We start from the raw sequence: 23441 nt of genomic DNA on the forward strand, positions 1-23441 counted from the left end.
GCACGGGCTTTGTATAACCGAGGGACGTGAACCCATCGTCCCGACAGGATGCATAGCCCATGCGATTCGATCGACACCTGCTCGCCGCCGCGTGCGCGGCCTTCGTATTGACCCACGCCCACGCGGCCCCGCGCACGGTCGGCGCCGTCGTGCAGACCGTGCCGTCCGCGGACGGCGCGGATTTCACCTTGTCGAGCGGTGCGCGCGTGCACGTCGGCTTCGTAACGCCCGACGTGGTGCGCGTGCGGATGGCGCCCACCGGCCGTTTCGGGCCGGACGTCTCGTACGCCATCGCCGGTACGCCGCCTGCCTCCGAGGCGACGCTCACTGCGGGCGACACCATCGAATTGCGTTCGACGACGGGCACGCGCGTCGTGATCACCACGAAGCCCGACCTGGCGATCGCCGTGTACGACAGTGCCGGCCGGCTCGTCGCCGCCGACGACCCGGCCCGTCCGATGACGTTCAATCCGGACGACGGCGCCGTCGAGACGTCGATGCGCCGCGACGACTACGAGCTCTATTACGGCTTCGGCGAAAAGACGATGCCCCTGTCGCGGCACCAGCAATCGATGGCGATGTGGAATTCGGACGTGCCGGACTACCCGGCCGGTCACGATCCATCCTATGAATCGATCCCGTTCTTCATCGCCCTGCGCGACGGCCGCAGCTACGGCGTGTTCTTCAACAACACGCGGCGCAGCTGGTTCGACATGGGCAAGACGGCGCCGCACCGCTACAGCTTCGGCGCCGACGGCGGCGAGCTGGATTACTACGTCTTCACCGGCGGCGCCGCACGCACGCCGGCGAACGTCCTGCGCGACTACACGGCGCTGACGGGGCGCGGCGCCTTGCCGCCGTTGTGGGCGCTGGGCTACCAGCAATCGCGCTGGTCGTACAAGACGCAGGAACAAGTGCAGGACGTCGCGCGCGGATTCCGCCGGCGCCACATCCCGGCCGACGTCATCTACCTCGACATCGACCACATGGACGGCTTCCGCGTGTTCACGTGGAACCGCACGACGTTCCCCGATCCGAAGGCGATGCTGGCGTGGCTGCATGGCGATGGCTTCCATGCCGTGACCATCGTCGACCCGGGCATCAAGGTCGACGAACAGTATCCGATCTACCGCAGCGGCCGGAAGCAGGGCGTCTACGTGCGCAACGCGGACGGCAGCGAGCTGCACGCGAAAGTCTGGCCCGGCATCTGCGCCTTCCCCGACTTCACGCTGCCTGCCGCGCGCACGTGGTTCGGCAGCCTGTACAAGGCACCGCTCGACGTCGGCGTCGACGGCTTCTGGAACGACATGAACGAGCCGGGCGTGTTCGCTCCCGACGGTTTCGACAAACCCGAGATCAGCCTGGGCCCGCAGAAGACGTTCCCGCTCGACGCCCATCACGCGGGCGACGGCCAGCCCGGCACGCACGCGCAATACCACAACGTGTACGGCATGCAGATGGCGCGCGCGAGCTTCGAGGGTTTGCGCAGCCTGCGTCCGGACAAGCGCCCGCTCGTGCTCACGCGCGCCGGTTTCGCCGGCGTGCAGCGCTACGCGGCCGTCTGGACGGGCGACAACTCGCCGACGTGGACGCACCTCGCGCTGACGATCCCGATGCTGACGAATCTGTCCGTGTCCGGCGTGCCGTTCGTCGGCGCCGACGTGGGCGGCTTCATGGGCAGCCCGGGCGCGGAACTGCACACGCGCTGGCTGCAGGCGGCGGCATTGACGCCGTACTTCCGCACGCATTCGAACGACGTGTCCGCACCGCGCGAACCGTGGGCGTTCGGCGCCGCGCACGAGCGCATCAACCGCGCCACGATCGAGTTGCGCTACCGGCTGCTGCCTTACCTGTACACGCTGTTCGCCGACAACGAGCAGTCCGGCCTGCCGCCGCTGCGGCCGTTGTGGTTCGCGTATCCGGGCGACGCGCGCGCGAGCCTCGTCGACGACCAGTTCCTGGCCGGCGGCGACCTGCTGGTGGCGCCCGTGCTGCACGAGGGGCAGACGACGCGCGACGTCTATTTCCCGCAGGGCGATGCGTGGATCGACTGGTGGAACGGCACGCGCCACGCGGGCGGCACGTCGGCGCGGGTGGCCGCGCCGCTGGACCGGCTGCCGCTGTTCATCCGCGCCGGCGCCGTCGTGCCCACGGCGCCCGTCGTGCAGCACACGGGCGAGTTGAAGACCGTCCCGCTGACGCTCGTCGTCGCGGCGGGCGCCGGCGGTGGCCACGTGTTCCAGGACGCGGGCGACGGCTACGGCTATCGCGACGGCGTGGCGCGCACGATCGCCGCGACGGCGGACGAACATGGCGTGCGGCTGGACATCCCGCCGAACCGGGGCTGGCAGCGCGTGGGCGCCGTCGAATTCACGGGGCTCGCGGCCGCGCCGGCCAGCGTCCGCGTCGACGGCAAACCCGCGCGCGGCGTGCGCTTCGACGCGGCCACGCGCCGCCTGCGCGTGCCGCTGCCGGACGAAAACGTGAAGCGGATCGACTTCTAGCCGCGCAGCTGCGCCGGCGTGAGGCCCAGCAGCCGGCGCAGGCTGCGCGCCATGTGGCTCGGGTGCGCGAAGCCAGCTTCCAGCGCGATCTCCGTATTGCTCTTGCGTCCTTCGAGCAGGCGCAGGCGCGCCCGCTCCACGCGCCGCTCGAGCACGAAGCGGTGGACAGGCATTCCGGCCGCCTGCTTGAACAAGGCCTTGAAGTGCGACGGGCTGAATTGCGCGACGGCCGCCAGTTCAGCGAGCGTGAGGTCCTGGTCGAGGTGCGCGTCGACGTATTCGATCACATGACGCAGCCGCCAGGCCGGCAACGCCCGCGCGGGCGCCACCGTCCGGCCGCGCGACTGCAGGGAGACGAGACGCACCGCGAGCGCCGACGCGAGGCTGTCGGCGAACAGCCTGCCGCCCGGGTAGGCGTCGTGGTCTTCCGCCTGCATCATCCAGCCGATGCGTTCGATGTGCGGGTCGCGGATGTGGATGGCCGGCGCGAGGTCGAACGTGCACGACCCGAGGCCCATGTCCTCCGCGGTCGCGCGCAGGTGCGCGGGCGCGAGGCGCAGCAGCAGCGAGGTCGCGGGCTTCGATACGGTCCAGCGCGTGCTCGAACCGCCCGGCACGACGCAGAACTGGCCGTGCAGCCGCACCCCGTCCCGCTCGACGCGGCCGGCCCGGTACGACACGGGGACGGGCGTGCCCAGGTGCAGGCACAGCACGTGGCGCGCGTCCACGGGCGAATCGAACAGGCCGGGCGGGACGGGCGACGTCAGCACGTCGAGCAGAGGCAGGCCCTTGTCGCGTACGTCCGGCAGCAGCGCGGGGGATGGGCTGGGATAGCAGGGGGGACGGTCGATCATCGCAAGGCTCCGGGCTGGCGTTTCATGAATGTACAGGAAATCATCCGCCTGTGTCCGCGACCGGCCGCCGATGCGCGCCGGATCGCGGGCCCGTTGCTAGCATCCCTGCATGCACGACCCATCCAAGGAGACGCTTGATGAAACGTAGGGATTTCTTGCTGGTGACCGGCGCGGCGATCGGCGCCACGGTTGCGATGAATGCGGCAGCGCAGCCGGCCGCGCCGACCGATGCGAACGCGTATCGCCGGATGCGGCGCACCGTCGATCTGCCGTGCGGCCGTATCGCATACGCCGAGCGCGGGCAGGGCGAGGCCGCGCTGTTCCTGCACGGCGCGCCACTCAATGGCTTCCAGTGGCGCGGCGCGCTCGACCGCCTTGCGCCATACCGCCGCTGCATCGCGCCGGACTTCATGGGCCTCGGCTATTCGCAGGTGCCGGAACGCCAGTCAGTGGCACCCGCCGCGCAGGTGGCGATGCTGGCGGACCTGCTCGATGCGCTGCATGTGGGCCAGGTCGACATCGTCGCGTCCGACAGCGGCGGCGCCGTCGCGCAGCTGTTCCTCGTCCGCCATCCGGACCGCGTGCGCACGGTGCTGCTGACGAACTGCGACACGGAGCCGAACAGCCCGCCGCCGATGATCAAGCCGGTGCTGGACATGGCGAATGCGGGCACCCTGGCCGACGACACGTCCAAGTGGCTGACGGACAAGAACCTGGCGCGCGCCACGTTCGGCGCGGCCGTGTACCACGATCCGGCGGGCCTCACGGACGCGAATATCGAGTACTACGTCGCGCCGATGGTGAGCACGCCGCTGCGGCGCAAGCAGTACCACGACTTCCACAAGGCACTGGCGCCGAATCCGCTGGCGGGCATCGAGGCGGCACTCAGGCGCAGCACGGTGCCGGTGCGGATGCTGTGGGGCGCGAGCGACAAGATTTTTCCCGTCGCGGATGCGGCCTACCTGGACCGCGTCTTCCCGCGCTCGCAGGGTATCTGCCAGGTGCCTGAGGGGAAGCTGTTTTTCCAGGAAGAGTTTCCTGACGTGATTGCGGAAGAGGCGCGGCGGTTGTGGGGTATTGCCTGAAGCGTGTGACCGCTTTCGCTGCAACGCCCCGGCGGATCAGCCCTTGGGCTTGGGGCCCTCGTCCAGTTTTTGCGAGGACCCTGCAGTTTTTTTCGCTGTGGATGTCGACATCCAGCGCTTCCACTGCGAAGCATTGTCGAAAAACTGGGTTGGCGTCAGCTGAAGGAGGGACAGCAGTGACATGCCGGTCAGGAACAGGCCAGCGATCGACAGGAACAGGCCAGCGAACGACAGCATGTGGCCGCGGCGCTTGTCTGCCTTGTCCTCATGCGCCTTTTGGGCGGCAAGTGCCTGCTTTTCGAGCGCGCGCTGCTCTGCCAGCGCTTTTTCCTCGCGCGCCGCTTGGGCGGCCAGTGCCTGCTTGTGCGCGTCTTCCTCGGCCCGCCGTTTCGCCTCGTCTTCCGCCTGCTGTTTTTCCCGTTGGCCGCTCAACAAGGCCGCGACATCCGATAATTGCTGGGTCAACTCCTGACTCAGCACTTTGAGGTGGTAGTGGTCGCACAATACCCTCCACGCCGCGAACAGCTCGTGGCGTCCGACCAGGACCGGTAGCGTGAAATAATACGCGGCATTGAAGCGCAGGATGTTTTCGTAGAGGGCGATCGTCTCGTCGGTCCGATTGTTTAACACGCTTCTCGTGGTATCGGCCATGCAGGTCGTGATGACCTGAACATACGCGATGGCCAATGCCTGGCACAACACGATGCGCTTGAACTGGTCACTGTCGCCGGAGAAATACGCGAAACCGTCACGATCGGCCAGCAGGGTGCGGTTTGCGGTCAGTTCCTCTGCCCTGGCCAGCGTAAGAGTGTCCGAATCGCGCAGGAACACCGATGCGGCAGGGATCAACCGTTCGTCGTTGCTCGCCTTGTGCTTGTTGTCATACCAACTGGCTCGCCCGAGGGCGGGAACGTCCCCGGGAGCGTTGAAATCTACGAACAGCGTTTTCTCGAATGCGGAATTGATGAAGAATTTGAGTTGCCATACCTTGCCGTCATCCGACGACAGGAATTCCGACGTCTCCATGACGGGGCGGGTAAAAAAGGCGATGTTCCCGTCATTGATCTGCAGCGGACGGGGCGCACTGATCTTCTTGTGGTACTGGTAAATAAAAGCTTGCATCAAGTGTTCTCGGACCGAAAGAAACCCGGGATTTTACGGATTCCCATGGGAAACAGTCTCACCAATTGTCTCAATGCAGGCAAATTTTCATTGAGGCCAGGTCGCCGGCAAACGCCGTGGCACGGAAAGAAAAACGCCACCCGCAGGTGGCGCTCTGCCTCGACGTTATTTGGATGCAGCCGCCTTGGCCCGCGCAATGTGCAGCTTCCTGTAGCTGTCGATCAGGCGGTGGTGCCTGTCGAGTCCTTCCAGTTTCATGCTCGTCGGCGTCAGCCCGTGGAAGCGCACGCTGCCGTCGACCGAGCCCAGCACCGCATCCATCCGCGGATTGCCATACATGCGGCGGAAATTGACGACGTAATCGTCCAGTTCCAGGTCGTCGTCGAGCACCACTTCCAGCACGACGTTCATGGCCTGATAAAACAGTTTGCGCTCGACGGTATTGTCGTTGTACTGCAGGAAGGCGCCCACCAGATCGTGCGCCTCTTCGAATTGCTTCAAGGCGAGCTGAATCAGCAGCTTCAGCTCGAGCACGGTGAGTTGGCCCCATTCCGTGTTCTCGTCGAATTCGATGCCGATCAGCGAGGCGATGTCGGAATACTCGTCCAGCTCATTGTTTTCCAGGCGATCGAGCAGCGCCGCCAGGGCGTCGTCGTCCAGGCGGTGCAGGTTCAGGATATCTTCCCGGAACAGCAATGCCTTGTTGGTGTTGTCCCAGACCAGGTCTTCCACCGGATAGATTTCCGAATAGCCGGGCACGATGATCCGGCACGCGACGGCGCCCAGCTGGTCGTACACGGCCATATACACTTCCCTGTCCATCTCGTCGAGAATGCCGAGCAAGGTGGCCGCTTCCTGTTCGTTGGAATCGGCGCCCTGGGCGGAAAAGTCCCACTCGACGAAATCGTAATCGGCCTTCGCGCTGAAGAACCGCCACGACACGACACCGCTCGAATCGATGAAGTGTTCGACGAAGTTATAGGGCTCCGTCACGGCATTGCTGGCAAAGGTCGGCTGGGGCAAATCGTTCAAGCCTTCGAAACTGCGGCCCTGCATCAGCTCCGTCAGGCTCCGTTCCAGCGCCACTTCGAAGCTCGGGTGCGCGCCGAACGACGCGAAGACGCCGCCCGTCTTCGGGTTCATCAAGGTGACGCACATCACGGGATAGCTGCCGCCCAGCGACGCATCCTTCACGAGCACGGGAAAGCCCTGTTCTTCCAGGCCCCGGATGCCGGCCAGGATGCTCGGGTATTTCGCCAGGACCTCGTGCGGCACGTCGGGCAGGGCGAGTTCGCCTTCGAGGATTTCGCGCTTTACCGCGCGCTCGAAGATCTCGGACAGGCACTGCACCTGCGCCTCGGCCAGCGTATTACCGGCGCTCATGCCATTGCTGGCGTACAGGTTTTCGATCAGGTTCGACGGGAAATACACGGTCTCGCCGTCCGAATGCCGCACGTACGGCAGTGACACGATGCCGCGCTCCACATTGCCCGAGTTCGTGTCGATCAGGTGCGAGCCGCGCAATTCGCCTTCGGGATCGTAAATGCCCAGGCAATACTCGTCGAGAATCTCCGCCGGCAGCGCATCGTCGGGGCCGGGCTGGAACCAGCGCTCGTCCGGGTAATGCACGAACGGGGCGTCGGCGATGTCCCCGCCCCAGAAAGCGCCGGCATAGAAGTGGTTATTGCTCAGGCGTTCGATGTATTCGCCCAGCGCGGATGCCAGCGCGCTTTCCTTCGTCGACCCTTTGCCGTTGGTGAAGCACATCGGCGAATGTGCATCGCGGATATGCAGCGACCAGACGTTCGGCACGATATTGCGCCACGACGCGATTTCGATCTTGATGCCCAGGCCGGCCAGCAAGCCGGACATATTCGCGATCGTTTGCTCCAGCGGCAGGTCCTTGCCCGGAATATAGGTTTGCGAGCCGGCATCCGGCTGTAACGTCAGCAAGGCCTGCGCATCGGCGTCCAGGTTCTCGACTTCTTCGATGACGAATTCCGGCCCGGTCTGCACCACCTTTTTGACGGTGCAGCGGTCGATCGAGCGCAGGATGCCCTGGCGGTCTTTGTCGGAAATATCCGGCGGCAGCTCGACCTGGATCTTGAAAATCTGCTGGTAACGGTTTTCCGGGTCGACGATATTATTCTGCGACAGGCGGATGTTCTCGGTTGGAATATTGCGGGTGTCGCAATACAGCTTCACGAAATAAGCCGCGCACAATGCCGACGACGCCAGGAAATAATCGAACGGACCGGGCGCCGAGCCATCGCCCTTGTAGCGGATCGGCTGGTCAGCGATCACCGTGAAATCATCGAACTTCGCTTCGAGGCGGAGCTTGTCGAGAAAATTGACTTTAATTTCCATGGAAGATATCCAAATAGAAAGCTGACTGGACAGAGGGGGCGTTGCTTGCCGCGACGCGTCGATGGCGCCATGACCGGGGAGGGACCGAATGCAAAATCCGGACGCTGAAAGCACAAACGCCAACCAAAAATGGTCGGCGTCGCGTGAAACATGTTCTTGGTGGCCCGGGGCGGAATCGAACCACCGACACAAGGATTTTCAATCCTCTGCTCTACCAACTGAGCTACCAGGCCAAAGGAGGCATGATTATAGCGACGGGTTTGCGAAGCTGCAAGTCCTGTCGAGCAGATTCGTGCGCCGGCAGGGCGTCGCACCCGTCCCGCTCGCCGAAAGCAGGGCAGGGTGAAGCGTCTATAATGTGTGTCATGAGCACACAGACCACTTCTTCCGCACATCATCGCAATGTCGCTCGCCGCAGCGACGTTTGTATTGTCGGCAATGGCGCGATCGCCAAGACGGCGGCGCTGGGGTTGTCCCAGGCCGGACACAGCGTCACCTTGCTCGTGCCGCCCGCGCGTCCCGACGCGCCGGAGGCGGCCGCGGCCGGCGGCGAGAAGCCCTGGGACGTGCGCGTCTATGCGCTGAACCACACGGCACACACGCTGCTGTCGGCGCTGAAGGTGTGGGGCGCGCTCGACATGGCGCGCGTGGCGCCCGTCGACGCGATGGACGTGCACGGCGATGGCGCGCAGGGCGGTCATCTCGGGTTCGACGCGTTCGGTGCCCACGCGGGCGCGCTCGCGTGGATCGTCGAGGACAGTAACCTGAACCAGGCGCTCGACGCCGCACTGCGCTTCGCCCAGAACGTCGAGACCGTGACGGGACGCGCCTGCCGCATCGTGAACGGTGCCGACAATGTCGAGGTCGAGCTGGAAGACGGCAAGGTGCTGGCGGCCCAGTTGCTGCTCGGCGCCGACGGCCGCGACTCCTGGGTGCGCGGGCAGTGCGACATCGGCATCGATTACCGCTCGTACCACCAGCGCGGGATCGTCGCGAATTTTTCCTGCGAAAAGCCGCACCACAACGTCGCCCATCAATGGTTCACTTGCAAGGACGGCATCGTCGCGCTGCTGCCGCTGCCGGGCAACAAGGTGTCGCTCGTGTGGTCCGCGCCGGACACGCTGGCCGATACCATCATGGGTGAATCGCTGGGCGAGCTGGCGATCCGCCTGGGCGAGTATTCGGAGGAAAAACTGGGCTTGCTGAAGCCCTTGCAGCCGGAAGACGTCAAGGCGATCCCGCTGGCGCTCGTGCGCCCGCACGCGATCACGGCGCCGCGCGTGGCGCTCGTCGGCGACGCCGCCCACGCCGTGCATCCGCTCGCCGGCCACGGCATGAACCTGGGCTTCGCGGACGTCGTCGCGCTGCTCGACACGATCGCCGCGCGCGACGCCCACCAGGGCATCGGCGACGAACGCGTGCTCGCGCGCTATGCTCGCGCGCGCAAGGAAGATGTCTTGCTGATGCAACTCGCGACCGATGGTTTGGAACGTTTGTTCGGCGCAAATCTGGAACCGGTGCGCGTGGTTCGCAATTTCGGATTAAACTTGCTGGATAAGTTGCCCGTGATCAAGCGACGGCTGATCGCCCATGCAATGGGCAGGTAACGTGCCAAATCTTTAAGGAATATATTCATGGGTAAAACGAAGCTCGCCGTCCTGTTGGCGACCGGCTTGATCACGTCGTGCGTCGGCGCGCAGAACGCGGTCGAGGCGAACATCAAGAAGTCGCTCGAGCCGCGCCTGGGCGCGAAGATCGAGTCGATCAAGGAAACGCCGTACGCCGGCTTGTACGAAGTGCGCGTTGCCGGTGACATCCTGTACACGGACAAGAAAGGCGAATACCTGGTCATCGGCCACGTCTACGATGCGAAGTCCACGCGCGACCTGACGCGCGAGCGCATCGAGGACATCAACAAGATCAAGTTCTCCGACCTGCCGCTGAACGACGCCATCAAGCAGGTGAAGGGCAACGGCAAGCGCGTGATCGCCGTGTTCGAAGACCCGAACTGCGGCTACTGCAAGCGCCTGCGCCAGACGACGCTGAAGGACATGGACAACGTGACGATCTACACGTTCCTGTACAACATCCTGTCGCCGGACTCGTTCGAGAAGTCGAAGAACGTCTGGTGCTCGCCGGACCGCGCAAAGGCGTGGGATGATTGGATGATCAATGGCAAGTCGGCACCGGCCGCGCCCGCGAACTGCGAGACCCCGAACGAGAAAGTGGTGGCGCTGGGCCAGAAGCTGCACATCACGGGTACGCCGGCCATCTTCTTCTCGGACGGCACGCGGATTCCGGGTGCGGTCGACCAGAAAACGCTGGAAGCCAAGCTGGCTTCCCTCAAGCAGTAATCGAAGCCCGGCACCGCCGGGTTTTTTTCACCGCAGTGACGCAACCGTTTGGTGGGCGGAGGCCGCCCACCCTACGTATCGCACGCCGTAGGGTGGGCTCCCCGAGCCCACCAAGCCCAACGTAACAAAACACCAGAACAGGGAGAAGACATGGTCACACTGAACATCAACGGGCGCGACGTCCAGGTCGATGCCGATCCCGCGACGCCCATCCTGTGGACGCTGCGCGATAACCTGAACATGACCGGTACCAAGTTCGGCTGCGGCGCGGCCCTGTGCGGCGCGTGCACCGTGCACCTGGACGGCCAGGCGATCCGGTCCTGCGTCACCCCGATCTCGGCCGCCGCCGGCCACAAGATCACGACCATCGAGGCGATGGAATCGGACAAGGTCGGCAAGGCCGTGCAGGACGCCTGGGTCAAGCACGACGTCCCGCAGTGCGGCTATTGCCAGAGCGGCCAGGTGATGAGCGCCACGGCGCTGCTGCGCGCGAACAAGAAGCCGACGGACACCGACATCGACAACGCCATGAGCGGCAACATCTGCCGCTGCGGCACCTATCAACGCATCCGCGCGGCCATCAAGGATGCCGCCAAGACCCTGGCATAAGGAGGCCGCATGCGACTCGACCTGATGAAGCATGCCGGACCCGTCGGCCTGTCCCGCCGCGGTTTCCTGAAAGCGGGCACCGCGGCCACGGGCGGCCTCGTGCTGGGCTTCGTGCTGCCGGCCGGCGGCCGCCTCGCCCGCGCCGCCGACGCCGCCAAGCCGACCGTCTACGCGCCGAACGCCTTCCTGCGCGTGGCGCCGGACAACACGGTGACCGTGATCGTCAACCGGCTGGAATTCGGCCAGGGCGTGCACACGGGCCTGCCGATGGTGCTCGCGGACGAGCTGGACGCCGACTGGAGCCAGATGCGCGCCGAGCTTGCGCCCGCCGGCGACGTGTACAAGGACCCCGTGTTCGGCATCCAGATCACGGGAGGCTCGGGCACGATCGCCCACTCGTTCACGCAGTACCGCGAAGTGGGCGCCCGCGCCCGCGCGATGCTCGTCGCCGCGGCGGCGCAGCAGTGGAAGGTCGACCCGTCCCAATGCCGCACGGCGAAGGGCGTCGTCTACGGCCCGGCTGGGCGGAAGGCGACCTATGGCGCGCTGGTCGACGCGGCGAAGGCGCAGCCGGTGCCGGAGACGGTCGCGCTGAAGGACCAGAAGGCGTTCCGCTACATCGGCAAGCCGATGCCGCGCCTCGATGCGCGTGCCAAGTCGACGGGCCGCCAGCAGTTCGGCATCGACGTCAAGCCGGCCGGCACGAAGGTCGCCGTCGTTGCGCACCCGCCCGTGTTCGGCGCGAAGGTGGCGAAGTTCGACGCGGCGAAAGCGCAGGCCGTGCGCGGCGTGATCGCCGTGCTGGAAGTGCCGGTGGACCGGGGCGGCAGCGGCGTGGCCGTCGTCGCGGACGGCTACTGGCCCGCGAAGCAGGCGCGCGACCTGCTGGCCATCCAGTGGGACACGGGCGCCGTCGAGAAGGCCGACAGCGCCAAGCAACTGGCGCAATTCGTCGAGGTGGCGAAAACGCCGGGCGCCGTCGCGCGCAAGGCCGACACGGCCAAGCTGGCCGGCGCCGCGAAGAAAATCTCCGCGGTCTATGAATTCCCGTACCTGGCGCACGCACCGATGGAGCCGATCAACTGCACGGTCGACCTGAAGGATGACGCCTGCACCCTGTGGGTCGGTTCGCAATTCCAGGGCGTCGACCAGGCCGCGGCCGCGGCAGTGGTGGGCCTCAAGCCCGAGCAGGTCACGCTGAACACGATGATGGCGGGCGGCGGCTTCGGCCGGCGCGCCACGCCCACGTCGGACTTCGTCGTCGAAGCCGCCCATGTCGCCAAGGCGTACAAGGCGGCGGGCCATGCGGGCCCCGTGAAGCTGATCTGGAGCCGCGAGGACGACATCCGCGGCGGCTACTACCGCCCGTCGCACGTGCACCGCGCCGACATCGGGCTGGATGCCGCCGGCAACATCGTCGCGTGGGACCACGCGATCGTCGGCCAGTCGATCATGGCCGGCACCACGTTCGAACCGTTCATGATCAAGAACGGCGTCGACAACACGATGGTCGAGGGCATGGGCGAACCGTACGACGTGCCGCTGAACCTGACGGCGCATTCCGCCAAGGCCAACGTGCCCGTGCTGTGGTGGCGCTCCGTGGGCTCCACGCACACGGCGTTCGTGATGGAGACGCTGATCGACGAGGCCGCGCACGCGGCCGGCCAGGACCCGGTCGCGTACCGCAAGAAGCTGATCGACGCGAAGCACGTGCGCCATCACGCGGCGCTGGACCTCGCCGTGGCGAAGTCCGGCTACGGCAAGAAGACCATGCCGAAAGGGCGCGCGTACGGCGTGGCGCTGCACGAGTCGTTCAACACCGTCGTCGCGTACGTCGTCGAGGCTTCCGTCGTCGACGGCAGCCCGAAGCTGCACAAGGTGACGGCGGCCGTGCACTGCAACCTCCCGGTCAACCCGATGTCGATCGAGGCGCAGATCCAGGGTGCGGCGCTGATGGGCCTCGGCACCACGTTGCCGGGTGCGCGCATCACGCTGAAGGACGGCGTCGTCGAGCAGCAGAACTTCAACGACTACACGGTGGCGCGCATGAACGACATGCCGCACATCGACGTGTTCATCGTGCCGTCGCAGGATGCGCCGACGGGCATCGGCGAACCGGGCCTGCCGCCGCTGGCGCCGGCGCTGGCCAATGCCGTGTTCCAGCTGACCGGCAAGCGCCTGCGCAAGCTGCCGTTCGACCTGGCGTCGGCCTGACCGTGGACGCCCTCGCGCCGGCCGGCATCCTGCTGGCTGCCGGCCGCGGGCGCCGCTTCGACCCCGCCGGGCTGCGCAACAAGCTGCTGCAGCCGCTGGCGGACGGCGAGCCCGTCGTCGTGGCAGGCGCGCGCAAGCTGCTGGCCGCCGTGCCGCGCGTCGTGGCCGTCGTGGCGCCGGACGACGGGGGCGTCGGAGCCCATCTGTCCGCGCTCGGTTGCGACGTCACCGTCTGCCCCGACGCCGACAGCGGCATGGCGCAATCGCTCACGCACGCCATCCGGCACACGCTGGCGTGGGCACCGGCGCCGCGGGCGTGGCTCGTGGCGCTGGGCGACATGCCTTACGTGGGCGTCCCCACATTGCAGGCGTTGGCCGCCGCGCTGGCGGCGGGCGCCGGCATCGCGGCACCCGTCCTGGATGGACGGCGCGGCAATCCCGTCGGCTTCGGCGCCGTCCACCTCGACGCATTGCTCGCCTTGCGCGGCGACGCGGGCGCGCGCCGCCTGCTGCAGGCGTTTCCCGTGACGGACATCGCGGTGCGCGACGCGGGCATCTTCCGCGACGTCGACACCCCGGCGGACCTGATGGAACCGTGACGTGACCGTAACGCGACCGTGTGAACACCCTCATTTCTGAAAAATCCGATTACACTACGGCGCATCGGAGAGAGATTGTTCACGTCATATGAAAAAAGCACCCCAGAAGCAGCCGCCGGCCATCCTGTACACCATCGTCCCGAAAGACCTGGCCGGACACCTGTTCAACGTCACCGTCACCGTGGCCGAACCGAGTCCGGACGGGCAGGTGTTCGCATTGCCGGCCTGGATCCCGGGCAGCTACATGATCCGCGAATTCGCCCGCAACATCGTGCGCATCCGCGCGGAGGCCGGCGGGCAGGCGGTGCGGCTGACGAAGCTGGACAAGCATAGCTGGCAGGCCGCCCCCGTCGCCGGGCCGCTGACGGTGCATTGCGAAATCTACGCGTGGGACCTGTCCGTGCGCGCCGCCCACCTGGACCAGACGCACGGCTTCTTCAACGGCACGAGCGTCTTCCTGCGCGTCGTCGGCCAGGAGGGGCGGCCGCATCTCGTCGACATCCAGCGCCCGCTTGATCCCGGCGCGCGCAACTGGCGCGTCGCCACGTCGCTGCCGGAAGCGGGCGCCAAGCGCTACGGCTTCGGCACCTACGCTGCGGCCGACTACGACGACCTCGTCGACCACCCCGTCGAGATGGGCGACTTTGCGCTCGGCGGCTTCACGGCGCACGGCATCCGCCACGACATCGTGATCACGGGCCGCGTGCCGAACCTCGACATGGCCCGCCTGGAAAAAGACCTGAAAGCCATTTGCGAAACGCAGATCGCGTTCTTCGAGCCGAAGACGAGGAAGGCGCCGATGGACCGGTACGTGTTCCTGACGATGGCCGTCGGCGACGGCTACGGCGGCCTGGAACACCGGGCGTCGACGGCGTTGATCTGTTCCCGCGCCGACCTGCCCACGACGGCCGCGCCCAAGACGGCCGAGCCGAACGAGGGCTACATCAAGTTCCTGGGCCTGTGCAGCCACGAGTACTTCCACACCTGGAACGTCAAGCGCATCAAGCCGTCCGTGTTCGCCCCGTACGACCTGCAGAACGAGAACTACACCCCGCTGCTGTGGCTTTTCGAGGGTTTTACCAGCTATTACGACGACCTGATGCTCGTGCGCAGCGGCATCATCAGCGAGGCGACGTATTTCAAGCTGCTCGCCAAGACGGTCGGCAGCGTCCTGCGCGGCACGGGCCGCACGAAGCAGAGCATCGCCGATTCCAGCTTCGACGCGTGGAGCAAGTACTACCGCCAGGACGAGAACGCGCCGAACGCCATCATCAGCTATTACACGAAAGGGGCCCTCGTCGGCCTCGCGTTCGACCTGACGATCCGCGCGAAGACGGACGGCGCGAAGTCGCTGGACGACGTCATGCTGGCCCTGTGGGACCGCTACGGCCGCGATTTCTACAGCGGCGGTGCGCGCGGCGTGACGGAGCAGGACGTGGAAAGCCTGTTCGACGAGGTGAGCGGCGTACGTTTGAAATCCATCTTCGACCGCTACATCCGCGGCACCGAGGACATCCCCCTGGCCAAGCTGTACGCGCCGTTCAGCGTGAAGGTGACGGAAGAGCGCAAGAGCGCCAAGCCGTCGCTGGACGCCGGCATCGGCCGCGACGCCGGCGGCGCCAAGCTGACGCAGGTGCATGAAGACGGCGCCGCGCACCAGGCGGGCCTGTCGGCCGGCGACGTGCTGATCGCCGTGGACGGCCTGCGCGTGAACGGCAATCCGTCGAACCTCGACCAGCTGCTCGCGCGCTACCGCGTGGACGACACGGTGACCGTGCACGCGTTCCGCCGCGACGAGCTGATGACGTTCGACGTGACCCTGCAGGGCGACCGCGTGCCGTGCGTGCAGATCAGCGTCGCGCCGGGCACGCGCAAGGGCCCGGCGGTGAAGCGGCCGAGCGCGAGTTAAGCCGGAAGGTACGACCGCAGCAGGTCGAAATCGATCGGCTTCGTGAGGTGGCGGTCGAACCCGGCCGCGAACGCGCGCTCGCGGTCCTTCTGCTGCCCCCAGCCCGTCGTCGCGATCAAGGTCATCGCGGCGCCTGACGGCAACTGGCGTACCCGGCGCGCCAGCTCGTAGCCGTTCATGTCCGGCAGGCCGATGTCGAGCAGCGCCACGGCCGGCGCGAAGCCGGGCAGCATCTCGAGCGCGCGGGCGGCCGTCGCTGCCGTCCGCACGTCGCAGCCGTGCAGCTCCAACGTCATGGCCAGCGTCTCGGCGGCATCCTCGTTGTCGTCCACGACGAGCACGCGCACCTGGGCCGGTACCGCTTCGGCGGACAGTGGCGTCGCCGGGGCCGGCACACACATGCTGCCCTGCGCGAGCGGCAGGCGGAGCGTGAACGTGCTGCCGAGGCCCGGCCCGGCGCTGTCGGCGTGCACGCTGCCGCCGTGCAACTCGACGATGCCGCGCACGAGCGCGAGGCCGATGCCGAGGCCCCCCTTCGAGCGCTCCAGCGCCGGCTCGAGCTGCGAGAACATGTCGAAAACGGTGGCGAGGGCGGAGGCGGGCAGGCCGATGCCGTTGTCGCGCACGGCGATCTCGGCCCGGCCGTCCTCGCACGACAGGCGCAATTCGATCGTGCCGCCATCCGGCGTGTACTTGGCCGCGTTGGTCAGCAGGTTGATGACGACCTGCGCCAGCCGCGTCGCATCGCCGTCGACGATCACGGGCGGCTCGGCGATCGCCAGGCGCAGCGTGTGGCGCGCCGCTTCCATCGTCGCCACGAGGTCGTGTGCGGCACCCTGCACGAGGGCCGACAGTTCGACGGGCGCGCTGCGCAGCTGCATGCGTCCCTGCGTGATGCGCGAGACTTCCATCAGGTCGTCGACGAGCCGCGTCAGGTGGCGCAGCTGCCGGTCGAACGCCTGCAGCAGGCGCTCGTCCGTGCCGCGGCCGAACTTGAGCTTGAGGACGTCGAGCGCGCTGCGCATCGGTGCCAGCGGGTTGCGCAGTTCGTGCGACAACGTGGCGAGGAATTCGTCCTTGCGGCGGTCGGCCGCCGACAGCTGTGCGTTCAGCTTCTGCAGCTCCGCTTCGGCGCTGCGGCGCGCGTCCAGCGCCGCTTCCGCCGCCTTGCGTGCCGCCAGCAATTCACGTTCGTACGCGCGCCGGTCCGACGCCTTGAACAGCGCCCAGTGATCGACCGTGCCGCCCTCGTGTTCGCGGCGGCTGATGTTGATCAGCATGGGCAGGCGTTCCTGGCGCCGGTTGCGCAGGTCGACCTGGATCTCGGCCACGGAACCCTGTACCTGCAGGATCGGCTGGCAATGCGTGTGATAGAACAGGCGCGCGCCGACGGGCAGCAGGTCCTGCATGCGCAGCTTGCCGACGAGTTCTTCTGCCGTGTAGCCGAGCCACGTGCACGCCGTGCCGTTCGCCCGCAGGATGACGCCGTCGGCCGCCGTCACCAGCAGGGCGCACGCCGCATGCTCGAACAGGATGTCGCCGGTCGGCGGAGTGGACACGGGGATCAGCGCAGGGCGTGCGCGAGGAAGTTGTCGATGGCGCGCGAGCTTGCCGTCGGCGCGCTCATGTGCGGGCAGTGGCCGACGTTGTCGATGATGTGCAGCGTGCTGTTCGGCATGTGCCGGTGCAGGAAGTCGCCCACTGCGCGCGGCGCCACGAGGTCGTCGCTGCATTGCAGGATGAGGGCCGGCACCGTGGACCGGGCCACGTCCGCGCGATGGTCGGACAGGAACGTCACGCGCGCAAAATGCTTGGCGATCTCGGGATCGTTGCGGCAAAAGCTGTCCGTCAGCTCCGCGCGCAGCTCCGGGCGGTCGGGCACGCCCATGATCGCGGGCGCCAGGCTGCTCGACCAGCCGAGGTAGTTGGCGTCCATCGTCTCGAGCAGCTCGTCGATGTCCTCCCGGCTGAACCCGCCGACATAGTCGCCGTCGTTGATGTAGCAGGGCGACGGGCCGACCATCACTTGCGCGACGAATTTCTCGGGCGCCTGGATCGTGGCCAGCAGGCCGATCATCGTGCTGACGGAGTGGCCGACGAAGACGACGGGGCCCGTCGCGCATTCGTCGACGATCTCGAGCAGGTCGTCTGCGTAGCCCTGCAGCGTGCCGTATTTGGCGCGGTCGTACGCGGACAGGTCGGAACCGCCGCTGCCGACGAGGTCGAACGAGATCGTCCTGAACCGGTCTTCGTAGGCGGGCGCGAGGAAACGCCACATGGTCTGGTCGCAACCGAAGCCGTGGGCGAACACCATCGTCGCCGGGCCGTTGCCGGCCAGCCGGACGTTATTTCTGCGCTGCACTGTCGACATATTTGTAAAAAATTTAAAAATGTAACATCGGATTATAGGCCAATTAACGCTGAGCGCACGCACGCGTGGTAAATAACGGCCGGGGTGCTCACGCGCCCCTTCGCCAGCCGCCAGCACGTCGACCATCGCACGGATCGCGGCGGTCGACGGCCGTCATTCGTGCGCCTGCTCCTCCGCCAGGCTGCGCAGCTGGAACCGTGCGTCGTCCGCGAACAGGAAGGTTTCCGAGAACGTGAGGCTGCCCGCCGGCGTCGCCAACTGCTGCGGCGGCGGCAGCGGCGCGCTGCGTTGCACGGAGGCCATCGCGATGGTGGCGGCGTCCGGGTTGCGCGACCGCTGCACGTTCACGTCCTGCACGCGGCCATTGGCGGCAACCGTGATCTCGAGCACGACGACGGCGGGCAGTTGCGCCGGCAGCGTGCCGGTATAGATGTGGTCGGGATTGCGGGCGGCCACGTGGCGCGCGACTTGCGTCTTGTAATCGGTGAGGTCGGCGGGCGCCGGCGCCGCGGAGGGCGCCGGCGTGGCAGGGTGGAAGACGTCTGCCGCGACCCGTTCGACGGACGACGCGACGGCATGTGTTGCCGTCCGCACTTCCGCGCATCCAACCAAGGCCGCCAGCAGCGGGATGGACGCCAGGCCCGCGCGGTTGATCGTGTTCATGTCGGCACCTCCGGAAAATCGCTGCGCCGTTGTTGTCCCGCGTGCGCTGCGACGTCCGGCGATGCTCAGTCGAACAGGCGACGCAGCTCCGTGCCTGGATCGGGCGCGCGCATGAACGCTTCGCCCACGAGGAACGCGTGCACGTCGGCGTCGCGCATGCGCTTGACGTCGGCGGGCGCCAGGATGCCCGACTCGGTGACGACGAGCCGCTCCGCCGGAATGCGCGGCAGCAGGCCGAGCGTCGTATCGAGCGTGACGTCGAAAGTGCGCAGGTTGCGGTTGTTGATGCCCAAAAGGCGCGTATCGAGCTTCAGCGCCGCATCCAGTTCGTCGCCGTCATGCACTTCGACCAGCACATCCATGCCGAGTTCCTGCGCGCATGCCTCCAGATCGGCCATCAGGCCGTGATCCAGCGCAGAGACGATCAGCAGGATCGCATCCGCGCCCATCGCCCGCGCTTCGTAGACCTGGTAGGTGTCGACGATGAAATCCTTGCGGATCACGGGCAGGTGGCACGCGGCGCGAGCCTGTTTCAGGTACTCGGGCGAGCCCTGGAAGAATTGTACATCCGTGAGCACGGACAGGCACGACGCACCGCCCGCTTCGTAGCTTTGCGCGATGTCGGCCGGGCGGAAATCGGCGCGCAGCACGCCTTTCGACGGCGACGCCTTCTTGACTTCGGCGATCACGCCGGCGCGGCCCGCGGCTATGGTGCGGCGCAGGTTCGCTTCGAAGCCGCGCAGGCCGGCGCGCAGTTCGGCATCGCTTTCGACGTCGCGGCGCAGGCTGTTGAAGTCACGCTGCCGTTTCGCCGCGGCGACTTCGGTGGCTTTGACGTCGAGGATCTTGTTCAGGATATCGGACATGGTGGACCTTCAGTGTTGTTTCGCCAGCGCCAGCTTGACGCCGAGCCAGACGAACAGGCCGCCCGTGGCGCGGTTGAGCCATTGCGTGACGGCGGGATTCAGTTTCAGGCGCGCCCGCGCCTGCGCGGTGAACAGCGCCAGCGCATGGCACCACAACATGCCGTTGATGTTGAAGATGGCGCCGAGGACGATGAATGCGAGCGCCTTGTGCGGCGCGTTCGCATCGATGAATTGCGGGACGAACGCGAGGAAGAACAGCGCGACCTTCGGGTTCAGCACGTTCGTCAGGATGCCTTGTCCATAGATGCGGCGCAGGGGCAGCGGCGCGAGCGCGGGGGCCTGCACGGCGCTGCCGACGGCGCGTTTGCTGAGCAGCATGCCGATGGCGAGATACAGGATGTACGCGGCGCCCAGCAGCTTGACGACGGTGAACGCCGCGGCGGACGTCGCGAGGATCGCCGACATCCCGAGGGCCGCGGCGAAGATGTGCACGAACGTGCCGGTACCGATGCCAAGGGCCGCCGCGCTGCCGGCGCGCCAGCCCTGCGTCGCGCTGCGCGTCATGATGAGCAGCGAGTCCGGGCCCGGCATGATGTTCAGCAGCAGGCCCGAGACGACGAACAGGGAGAGGTCGTGGATGCCGAACATCGCGCCCTCCTCAGTGCGCCGCGAGCTGGCGCGTGACGCCCACGAACTGGTCGAGCTTCGCCAGCGCCGCGCCCGACGCGATCGCCGTGCGCGCGCGCTGCAGGCCGTCCTCGATCGATGCCGCCACGCCGGCCGCGTACAGCGCCGTGCCCGCGTTCAGTGCCACGATGTCGTGCGCCGGACCCGGTTCGCCGCGCAGCGCTTCCATGATCTTCGCCTTCGATTCGGCCGCGTCCGCCACCTTCAGGTTGCGGCTGGCGATCATCGCGAGGCCGAAGTCTTCCGGGTGGATCTCGTATTCGCGGATCTCGCCGTTCACGAGTTCACCGACCATCGTGCCGGCACCCAGCGACACTTCGTCCATATTGTCGCGGCCCCAGACGACCAGCGCATGCTGGGCGCCGAGGCGCTGCAGCACGCGCACCTGGATGCCGACGAGGTCCGGGTGGAACACGCCCATCAGGATGTTCGGCGCGCCGGCCGGATTCGTCAGGGGCCCCAGGATGTTGAAGATGCTGCGCACGCCCATCTCGCGGCGGACGGCGGCCACGTTCTTCATCGCGGCGTGGTGGTTCGGCGCGAACATGAAGCCGATGCCCGTCTGCGCGATCGACTGGGCGATCTGCTCGGGTTTCAGGTCGATGTGGGCACCCAGCGATTCGATGACGTCCGCGCTGCCCGACGACGACGACACGCTACGTCCGCCATGCTTGGCGACGCGCGCGCCCGCGGCGGCGGCGACGAACATCGACGCGGTCGAGATATTGAAAGTGTGCGCGCCGTCGCCGCCGGTGCCGACGATGTCGACGAGGTGCGTCGTGTCGGCCATCGGCACCTTGGTGGAGAATTCGCGCATCACCTGCGCGGCGGCGGTGATCTCGCCGATGGTTTCCTTCTTCACGCGCAGGCCCATCGTCAGGGCGGCGACCATCGTCGGCGAGATTTCGCCGGACATGATCTGGCGGAAGAGATGCAGCATCTCATCGTGGAAGATTTCGCGGTGTTCGATGCAGCGCAGGAGCGCTTCTTGAGGGGTGATCATGGCAGGTCCAGTCAACGTAAGTACTCACGAAACCCGTCGTCCCGGCGGCGCAGGCCTGGCCGGGGCGGGCAGGACGTCGATACGGCTCGGGTCAGGCGGTGCGATCGAGGAAGTTCTTCAGCATCGCGTGGCCGTGCTCCGACAGGATCGACTCGGGGTGGAACTGCACGCCCTCGATGTCGAATTCCTTGTGGCGCACGCCCATGATCTCGCCGTCGTCCGTCCACGCCGTCACTTCCAGGCACGACGGCAGCGACGCGCGCTCGATTGCGAGCGAGTGGTAGCGGATCACGGTGAAGGGGCTGGGCAAGCCCTTGAATACGCCTTCGCCGATGTGCGCGATCTTCGACGTCTTGCCGTGCATGACCTGCTTGGCACGGATGATGTGGCCGCCGAACGCTTCGCCGATGGCCTGGTGGCCCAGGCACACGCCGAGGATCGGCTTCTTGCCCTTGAAGTGCTTCAGCACGTCGACGGAGACGCCGGCATCCTTGGGCGCCTTCGGGCCCGGCGAGATGCAGATGCGGTCCGGGTTCAGTGCCGCGATTTCATCGAGGGTGATCTCGTCGTTGCGCACGGTGCGCACATCCTCGCCCAGCTCACCGAAGTACTGCACGATGTTGTAGGTGAACGAGTCGTAGTTGTCGATCATGAGCAGCATGTCAGATCTCCCCATCCAGTCCGTCTTGCACTTGCTCGGCCGCGCGCAGCACGGCGCGCGCCTTGTGTTCCGTTTCCAGCCATTCCATCTCGGGGACGGAATCGGCCACGATGCCCGCCGACGCCTGCACGTACAGGTTGCCGTCCTTGATGACGCCCGTGCGGATCGCGATCGCCACGTCCATCTCGCCGCCGAACGACAGATAACCGCAGGCGCCGCCGTAGATGCCGCGCATCACCGGCTCGAGCTCGTCGATGACTTCCATCGCGCGCACTTTCGGCGCACCGGTCAGGGTGCCGGCCGGGAAGGTGGCGCGCAATACGTCCAGGTTCGACATGCCGTCCTTCAAAGTGCCTTCCACGTTGGAGACGATGTGCTGCACGTGCGAGTACTTTTCGATGACCATCTGGTCCGTGACTTTCACGGTGCCCGTCTTGGCGATGCGGCCGATGTCGTTGCGGGCCAGGTCGATCAGCATCACGTGCTCCGCCACTTCCTTCGGATCGTTCAGCAGTTCGTGCGCCAGCTCGGCGTCGCGCTCCGGCGTCGAACCGCGCGGGCGGGTGCCGGCGATCGGGCGCAGCGTGACCTTGCGGCCGACGACGGCATCCTTTTCGTTGCGCACGAGGATCTCGGGCGACGAGCCCACGATCTGCATGTCGCCGAAGTTGTAGTAGTACATGTACGGCGACGGGTTCAGCGAACGCAGCGAGCGGTACAGCGACAGCGGCGAATCGACGTACGGCTTGCGGATGCGCTGGCCGATCTGCACCTGCATCAGGTCGCCCGCCATCACGTATTCCTTCGCGACGGCGACGGCCTTCAGGTAGTCTTCCTTGCTGAAGTCGCGCACGGCCTCGGTGCGCACGGAGCTCGACGTCACCGGCGCGTCCACGCTCCGGCGCAGCATCATGCGCAAGTCTTTCAAACGCTGGCGCGCCTTGTTGAAAGCCTCGGGCAGGGCCGGGTCGGCATAGACGATCAGGTACAGCTTGCCCGACAGGTTGTCGATCACCGCCAGCTCTTCCGTCACCATCAGCTGGATTTCCGGCAGGTCCAGTTCATCGCGCGGCGCCGTGTGCGCCAGCTTCTTCTCGATGTGGCGCACGGTGTCGTAGCCGAAGTAGCCGGCCAGGCCGCCGCAGAAGCGGGGCAGGCCAGGGCGCAGCGCGACCTTGAAGCGCGCTTGATAGGCCTCGATGAAGTCGAGCGGATTGCCGTCGTGCGTCTCGATGACTTCCCCGTTCTTCTCGACCGTCGTGACGGTGCCGCGCGTGCGCAGCAGCGTCTTCGCCGGCAGGCCGATGAAGGAGTAGCGGCCGAACCGTTCGCCGCCGACCACGGACTCGAGCAGGAACGTGTTCTTGCCGGCGTCCTGGCTCTGGGCCAGCTTCAGGTACAGCGTGAGCGGGGTTTCGAGATCGGCAAATGCTTCCGCGATCAGGGGGATACGGTTATAGCCTTGCGTGGCGAGCGATTTGAATTCGAGTTCGGTCATGCTTTTCTCCGGGCCGCCCGCAGGAAGGGGAACGGGCGGCGATTTCTTCAAAAAACCTGCCGGTATCAAGTGTGC

General features: G+C 66.6%; 19 protein-coding genes and 1 tRNA gene. 8 read left to right on the top strand and 12 right to left on the bottom strand.

Going from position 1 to position 23441, the window contains the following annotated elements; translation table 11 throughout:
• Positions 1-59 precede the first annotated feature (59 nt).
• Positions 60-2504: a glycoside hydrolase family 31 protein gene (locus tag HAV22_RS13850; protein WP_166859658.1), complete on the top strand. Its 2445-nt coding sequence runs from the start codon at positions 60-62 to the stop codon at positions 2502-2504.
• Here HAV22_RS13850 and HAV22_RS13855 read toward each other — a convergent pair.
• A complete protein-coding gene (locus HAV22_RS13855; protein ID WP_166859659.1) occupies positions 2501-3358 on the bottom strand; it encodes a helix-turn-helix domain-containing protein in 858 nt (285 codons plus the stop codon). The genes HAV22_RS13850 and HAV22_RS13855 overlap by 4 nt on opposite strands.
• Before the next feature lie 137 nt (positions 3359-3495).
• On the opposite strand from HAV22_RS13855, the gene HAV22_RS13860 reads away from it, so the two are divergent.
• Positions 3496-4443 (top strand): alpha/beta fold hydrolase, encoded by a 948-nt coding sequence (locus HAV22_RS13860; protein WP_166859660.1) that lies wholly within the window; start codon positions 3496-3498, stop codon positions 4441-4443.
• Positions 4444-4479: 36 nt separating this feature from the next.
• Here the strand turns inward: HAV22_RS13860 and HAV22_RS13865 are convergent, their stop codons facing one another.
• The 3 genes from HAV22_RS13865 to HAV22_RS13875 all read right to left on the bottom strand — a co-directional run bounded on the left by HAV22_RS13865 (position 4480) and on the right by HAV22_RS13875 (position 8165).
• Entirely contained in the window at positions 4480-5565 is a 1086-nt protein-coding gene (locus HAV22_RS13865; RefSeq protein WP_166859661.1) for a cell envelope integrity TolA family protein, read from the bottom strand.
• Between the two features lie 165 nt (positions 5566-5730).
• Complete coding sequence (locus HAV22_RS13870; protein ID WP_166859662.1) at positions 5731-7932, bottom strand: OsmC domain/YcaO domain-containing protein; 2202 nt, start codon at positions 7930-7932, stop codon at positions 5731-5733.
• A gap of 157 nt (positions 7933-8089) precedes the next feature.
• A tRNA-Phe gene (locus tag HAV22_RS13875) sits at positions 8090-8165 on the bottom strand.
• 132 nt (positions 8166-8297) lie between these two features.
• On the opposite strand from HAV22_RS13875, the gene HAV22_RS13880 reads away from it, so the two are divergent.
• The 6 genes from HAV22_RS13880 to HAV22_RS13905 all read left to right on the top strand — a co-directional run bounded on the left by HAV22_RS13880 (position 8298) and on the right by HAV22_RS13905 (position 15617).
• A complete protein-coding gene (locus tag HAV22_RS13880; RefSeq protein WP_166859663.1) occupies positions 8298-9539 on the top strand; it encodes an FAD-dependent monooxygenase in 1242 nt (413 codons plus the stop codon).
• 27 nt (positions 9540-9566) lie between these two features.
• Complete coding sequence (locus HAV22_RS13885; protein ID WP_166859664.1) at positions 9567-10286, top strand: DsbC family protein; 720 nt, start codon at positions 9567-9569, stop codon at positions 10284-10286.
• 150 nt (positions 10287-10436) lie between these two features.
• Complete coding sequence (locus HAV22_RS13890; protein WP_166859665.1) at positions 10437-10895, top strand: (2Fe-2S)-binding protein; 459 nt, start codon at positions 10437-10439, stop codon at positions 10893-10895.
• Between the two features lie 9 nt (positions 10896-10904).
• Complete coding sequence (locus HAV22_RS13895; RefSeq protein ID WP_166859666.1) at positions 10905-13109, top strand: xanthine dehydrogenase family protein molybdopterin-binding subunit; 2205 nt, start codon at positions 10905-10907, stop codon at positions 13107-13109.
• A gap of 2 nt (positions 13110-13111) precedes the next feature.
• Positions 13112-13708, top strand: coding sequence for a nucleotidyltransferase family protein (locus tag HAV22_RS13900; protein ID WP_371869649.1), 597 nt, complete (start codon positions 13112-13114; stop codon positions 13706-13708).
• 88 nt (positions 13709-13796) lie between these two features.
• Entirely contained in the window at positions 13797-15617 is a 1821-nt protein-coding gene (locus HAV22_RS13905) for a M61 family metallopeptidase (RefSeq protein WP_166859667.1), read from the top strand.
• Here HAV22_RS13905 and HAV22_RS13910 read toward each other — a convergent pair.
• The 8 genes from HAV22_RS13910 to trpE form a co-directional block, all read right to left on the bottom strand.
• Positions 15614-17176 (bottom strand): hybrid sensor histidine kinase/response regulator, encoded by a 1563-nt coding sequence (locus tag HAV22_RS13910; protein WP_166859668.1) that lies wholly within the window; start codon positions 17174-17176, stop codon positions 15614-15616. The two genes, HAV22_RS13905 and HAV22_RS13910, sit on opposite strands and share 4 nt — an antisense overlap.
• 5 nt (positions 17177-17181) lie before the next feature.
• Positions 17182-17988 carry an alpha/beta fold hydrolase gene (locus HAV22_RS13915; protein WP_229421221.1) on the bottom strand — a complete coding sequence of 269 codons (807 nt, stop codon included), beginning with the start codon at positions 17986-17988 and terminating at the stop codon, positions 17182-17184.
• A gap of 153 nt (positions 17989-18141) precedes the next feature.
• Positions 18142-18651 carry an energy transducer TonB family protein gene (locus tag HAV22_RS13920; RefSeq protein ID WP_166859669.1) on the bottom strand — a complete coding sequence of 170 codons (510 nt, stop codon included), beginning with the start codon at positions 18649-18651 and terminating at the stop codon, positions 18142-18144.
• A gap of 65 nt (positions 18652-18716) precedes the next feature.
• Positions 18717-19517 carry an indole-3-glycerol phosphate synthase TrpC gene (trpC, locus tag HAV22_RS13925; RefSeq protein ID WP_166859670.1) on the bottom strand — a complete coding sequence of 267 codons (801 nt, stop codon included), beginning with the start codon at positions 19515-19517 and terminating at the stop codon, positions 18717-18719.
• Between the two features lie 9 nt (positions 19518-19526).
• A complete protein-coding gene (locus tag HAV22_RS13930) occupies positions 19527-20165 on the bottom strand; it encodes a LysE family translocator (RefSeq protein ID WP_166859671.1) in 639 nt (212 codons plus the stop codon).
• A 10-nt stretch (positions 20166-20175) separates the two neighbouring features.
• The gene (gene trpD / locus HAV22_RS13935) at positions 20176-21207 is read right to left on the bottom strand and encodes an anthranilate phosphoribosyltransferase (protein ID WP_166859672.1); all 1032 of its coding nucleotides are present in this window, start codon (positions 21205-21207) and stop codon (positions 20176-20178) included.
• 91 nt (positions 21208-21298) lie between these two features.
• Positions 21299-21868 carry an anthranilate synthase component II gene (locus HAV22_RS13940; RefSeq protein ID WP_166859673.1) on the bottom strand — a complete coding sequence of 190 codons (570 nt, stop codon included), beginning with the start codon at positions 21866-21868 and terminating at the stop codon, positions 21299-21301.
• Position 21869: 1 nt separating this feature from the next.
• Positions 21870-23366, bottom strand: coding sequence for an anthranilate synthase component I (gene trpE / locus HAV22_RS13945; protein WP_166859674.1), 1497 nt, complete (start codon positions 23364-23366; stop codon positions 21870-21872).
• Positions 23367-23441: the final 75 nt, after the last annotated feature.

This window comes from Telluria antibiotica, from assembly GCF_011682055.1.
GTDB lineage: Bacteria > Pseudomonadota > Gammaproteobacteria > Burkholderiales > Burkholderiaceae_D > Telluria > Telluria antibiotica.

Coding starts and splice junctions, on each gene's coding strand:
- HAV22_RS13850 (WP_166859658.1), top strand. CDS start 60: ATGCGATTCGATCGACACCTGCTCGCCGCCGCGTGCGCGGCCTTCGTA.
- HAV22_RS13855 (WP_166859659.1), bottom strand. CDS start 3,358: ATGATCGACCGTCCCCCCTGCTATCCCAGCCCATCCCCCGCGCTGCTG.
- HAV22_RS13860 (WP_166859660.1), top strand. CDS start 3,496: ATGAAACGTAGGGATTTCTTGCTGGTGACCGGCGCGGCGATCGGCGCC.
- HAV22_RS13865 (WP_166859661.1), bottom strand. CDS start 5,565: ATGCAAGCTTTTATTTACCAGTACCACAAGAAGATCAGTGCGCCCCGT.
- HAV22_RS13870 (WP_166859662.1), bottom strand. CDS start 7,932: ATGGAAATTAAAGTCAATTTTCTCGACAAGCTCCGCCTCGAAGCGAAG.
- HAV22_RS13880 (WP_166859663.1), top strand. CDS start 8,298: ATGAGCACACAGACCACTTCTTCCGCACATCATCGCAATGTCGCTCGC.
- HAV22_RS13885 (WP_166859664.1), top strand. CDS start 9,567: ATGGGTAAAACGAAGCTCGCCGTCCTGTTGGCGACCGGCTTGATCACG.
- HAV22_RS13890 (WP_166859665.1), top strand. CDS start 10,437: ATGGTCACACTGAACATCAACGGGCGCGACGTCCAGGTCGATGCCGAT.
- HAV22_RS13895 (WP_166859666.1), top strand. CDS start 10,905: ATGCGACTCGACCTGATGAAGCATGCCGGACCCGTCGGCCTGTCCCGC.
- HAV22_RS13905 (WP_166859667.1), top strand. CDS start 13,797: ATGAAAAAAGCACCCCAGAAGCAGCCGCCGGCCATCCTGTACACCATC.
- HAV22_RS13915 (WP_229421221.1), bottom strand. CDS start 17,988: ATGTCGACAGTGCAGCGCAGAAATAACGTCCGGCTGGCCGGCAACGGC.
- HAV22_RS13920 (WP_166859669.1), bottom strand. CDS start 18,651: ATGAACACGATCAACCGCGCGGGCCTGGCGTCCATCCCGCTGCTGGCG.
- trpC (WP_166859670.1), bottom strand. CDS start 19,517: ATGTCCGATATCCTGAACAAGATCCTCGACGTCAAAGCCACCGAAGTC.
- HAV22_RS13930 (WP_166859671.1), bottom strand. CDS start 20,165: ATGTTCGGCATCCACGACCTCTCCCTGTTCGTCGTCTCGGGCCTGCTG.
- trpD (WP_166859672.1), bottom strand. CDS start 21,207: ATGATCACCCCTCAAGAAGCGCTCCTGCGCTGCATCGAACACCGCGAA.
- HAV22_RS13940 (WP_166859673.1), bottom strand. CDS start 21,868: ATGCTGCTCATGATCGACAACTACGACTCGTTCACCTACAACATCGTG.
- trpE (WP_166859674.1), bottom strand. CDS start 23,366: ATGACCGAACTCGAATTCAAATCGCTCGCCACGCAAGGCTATAACCGT.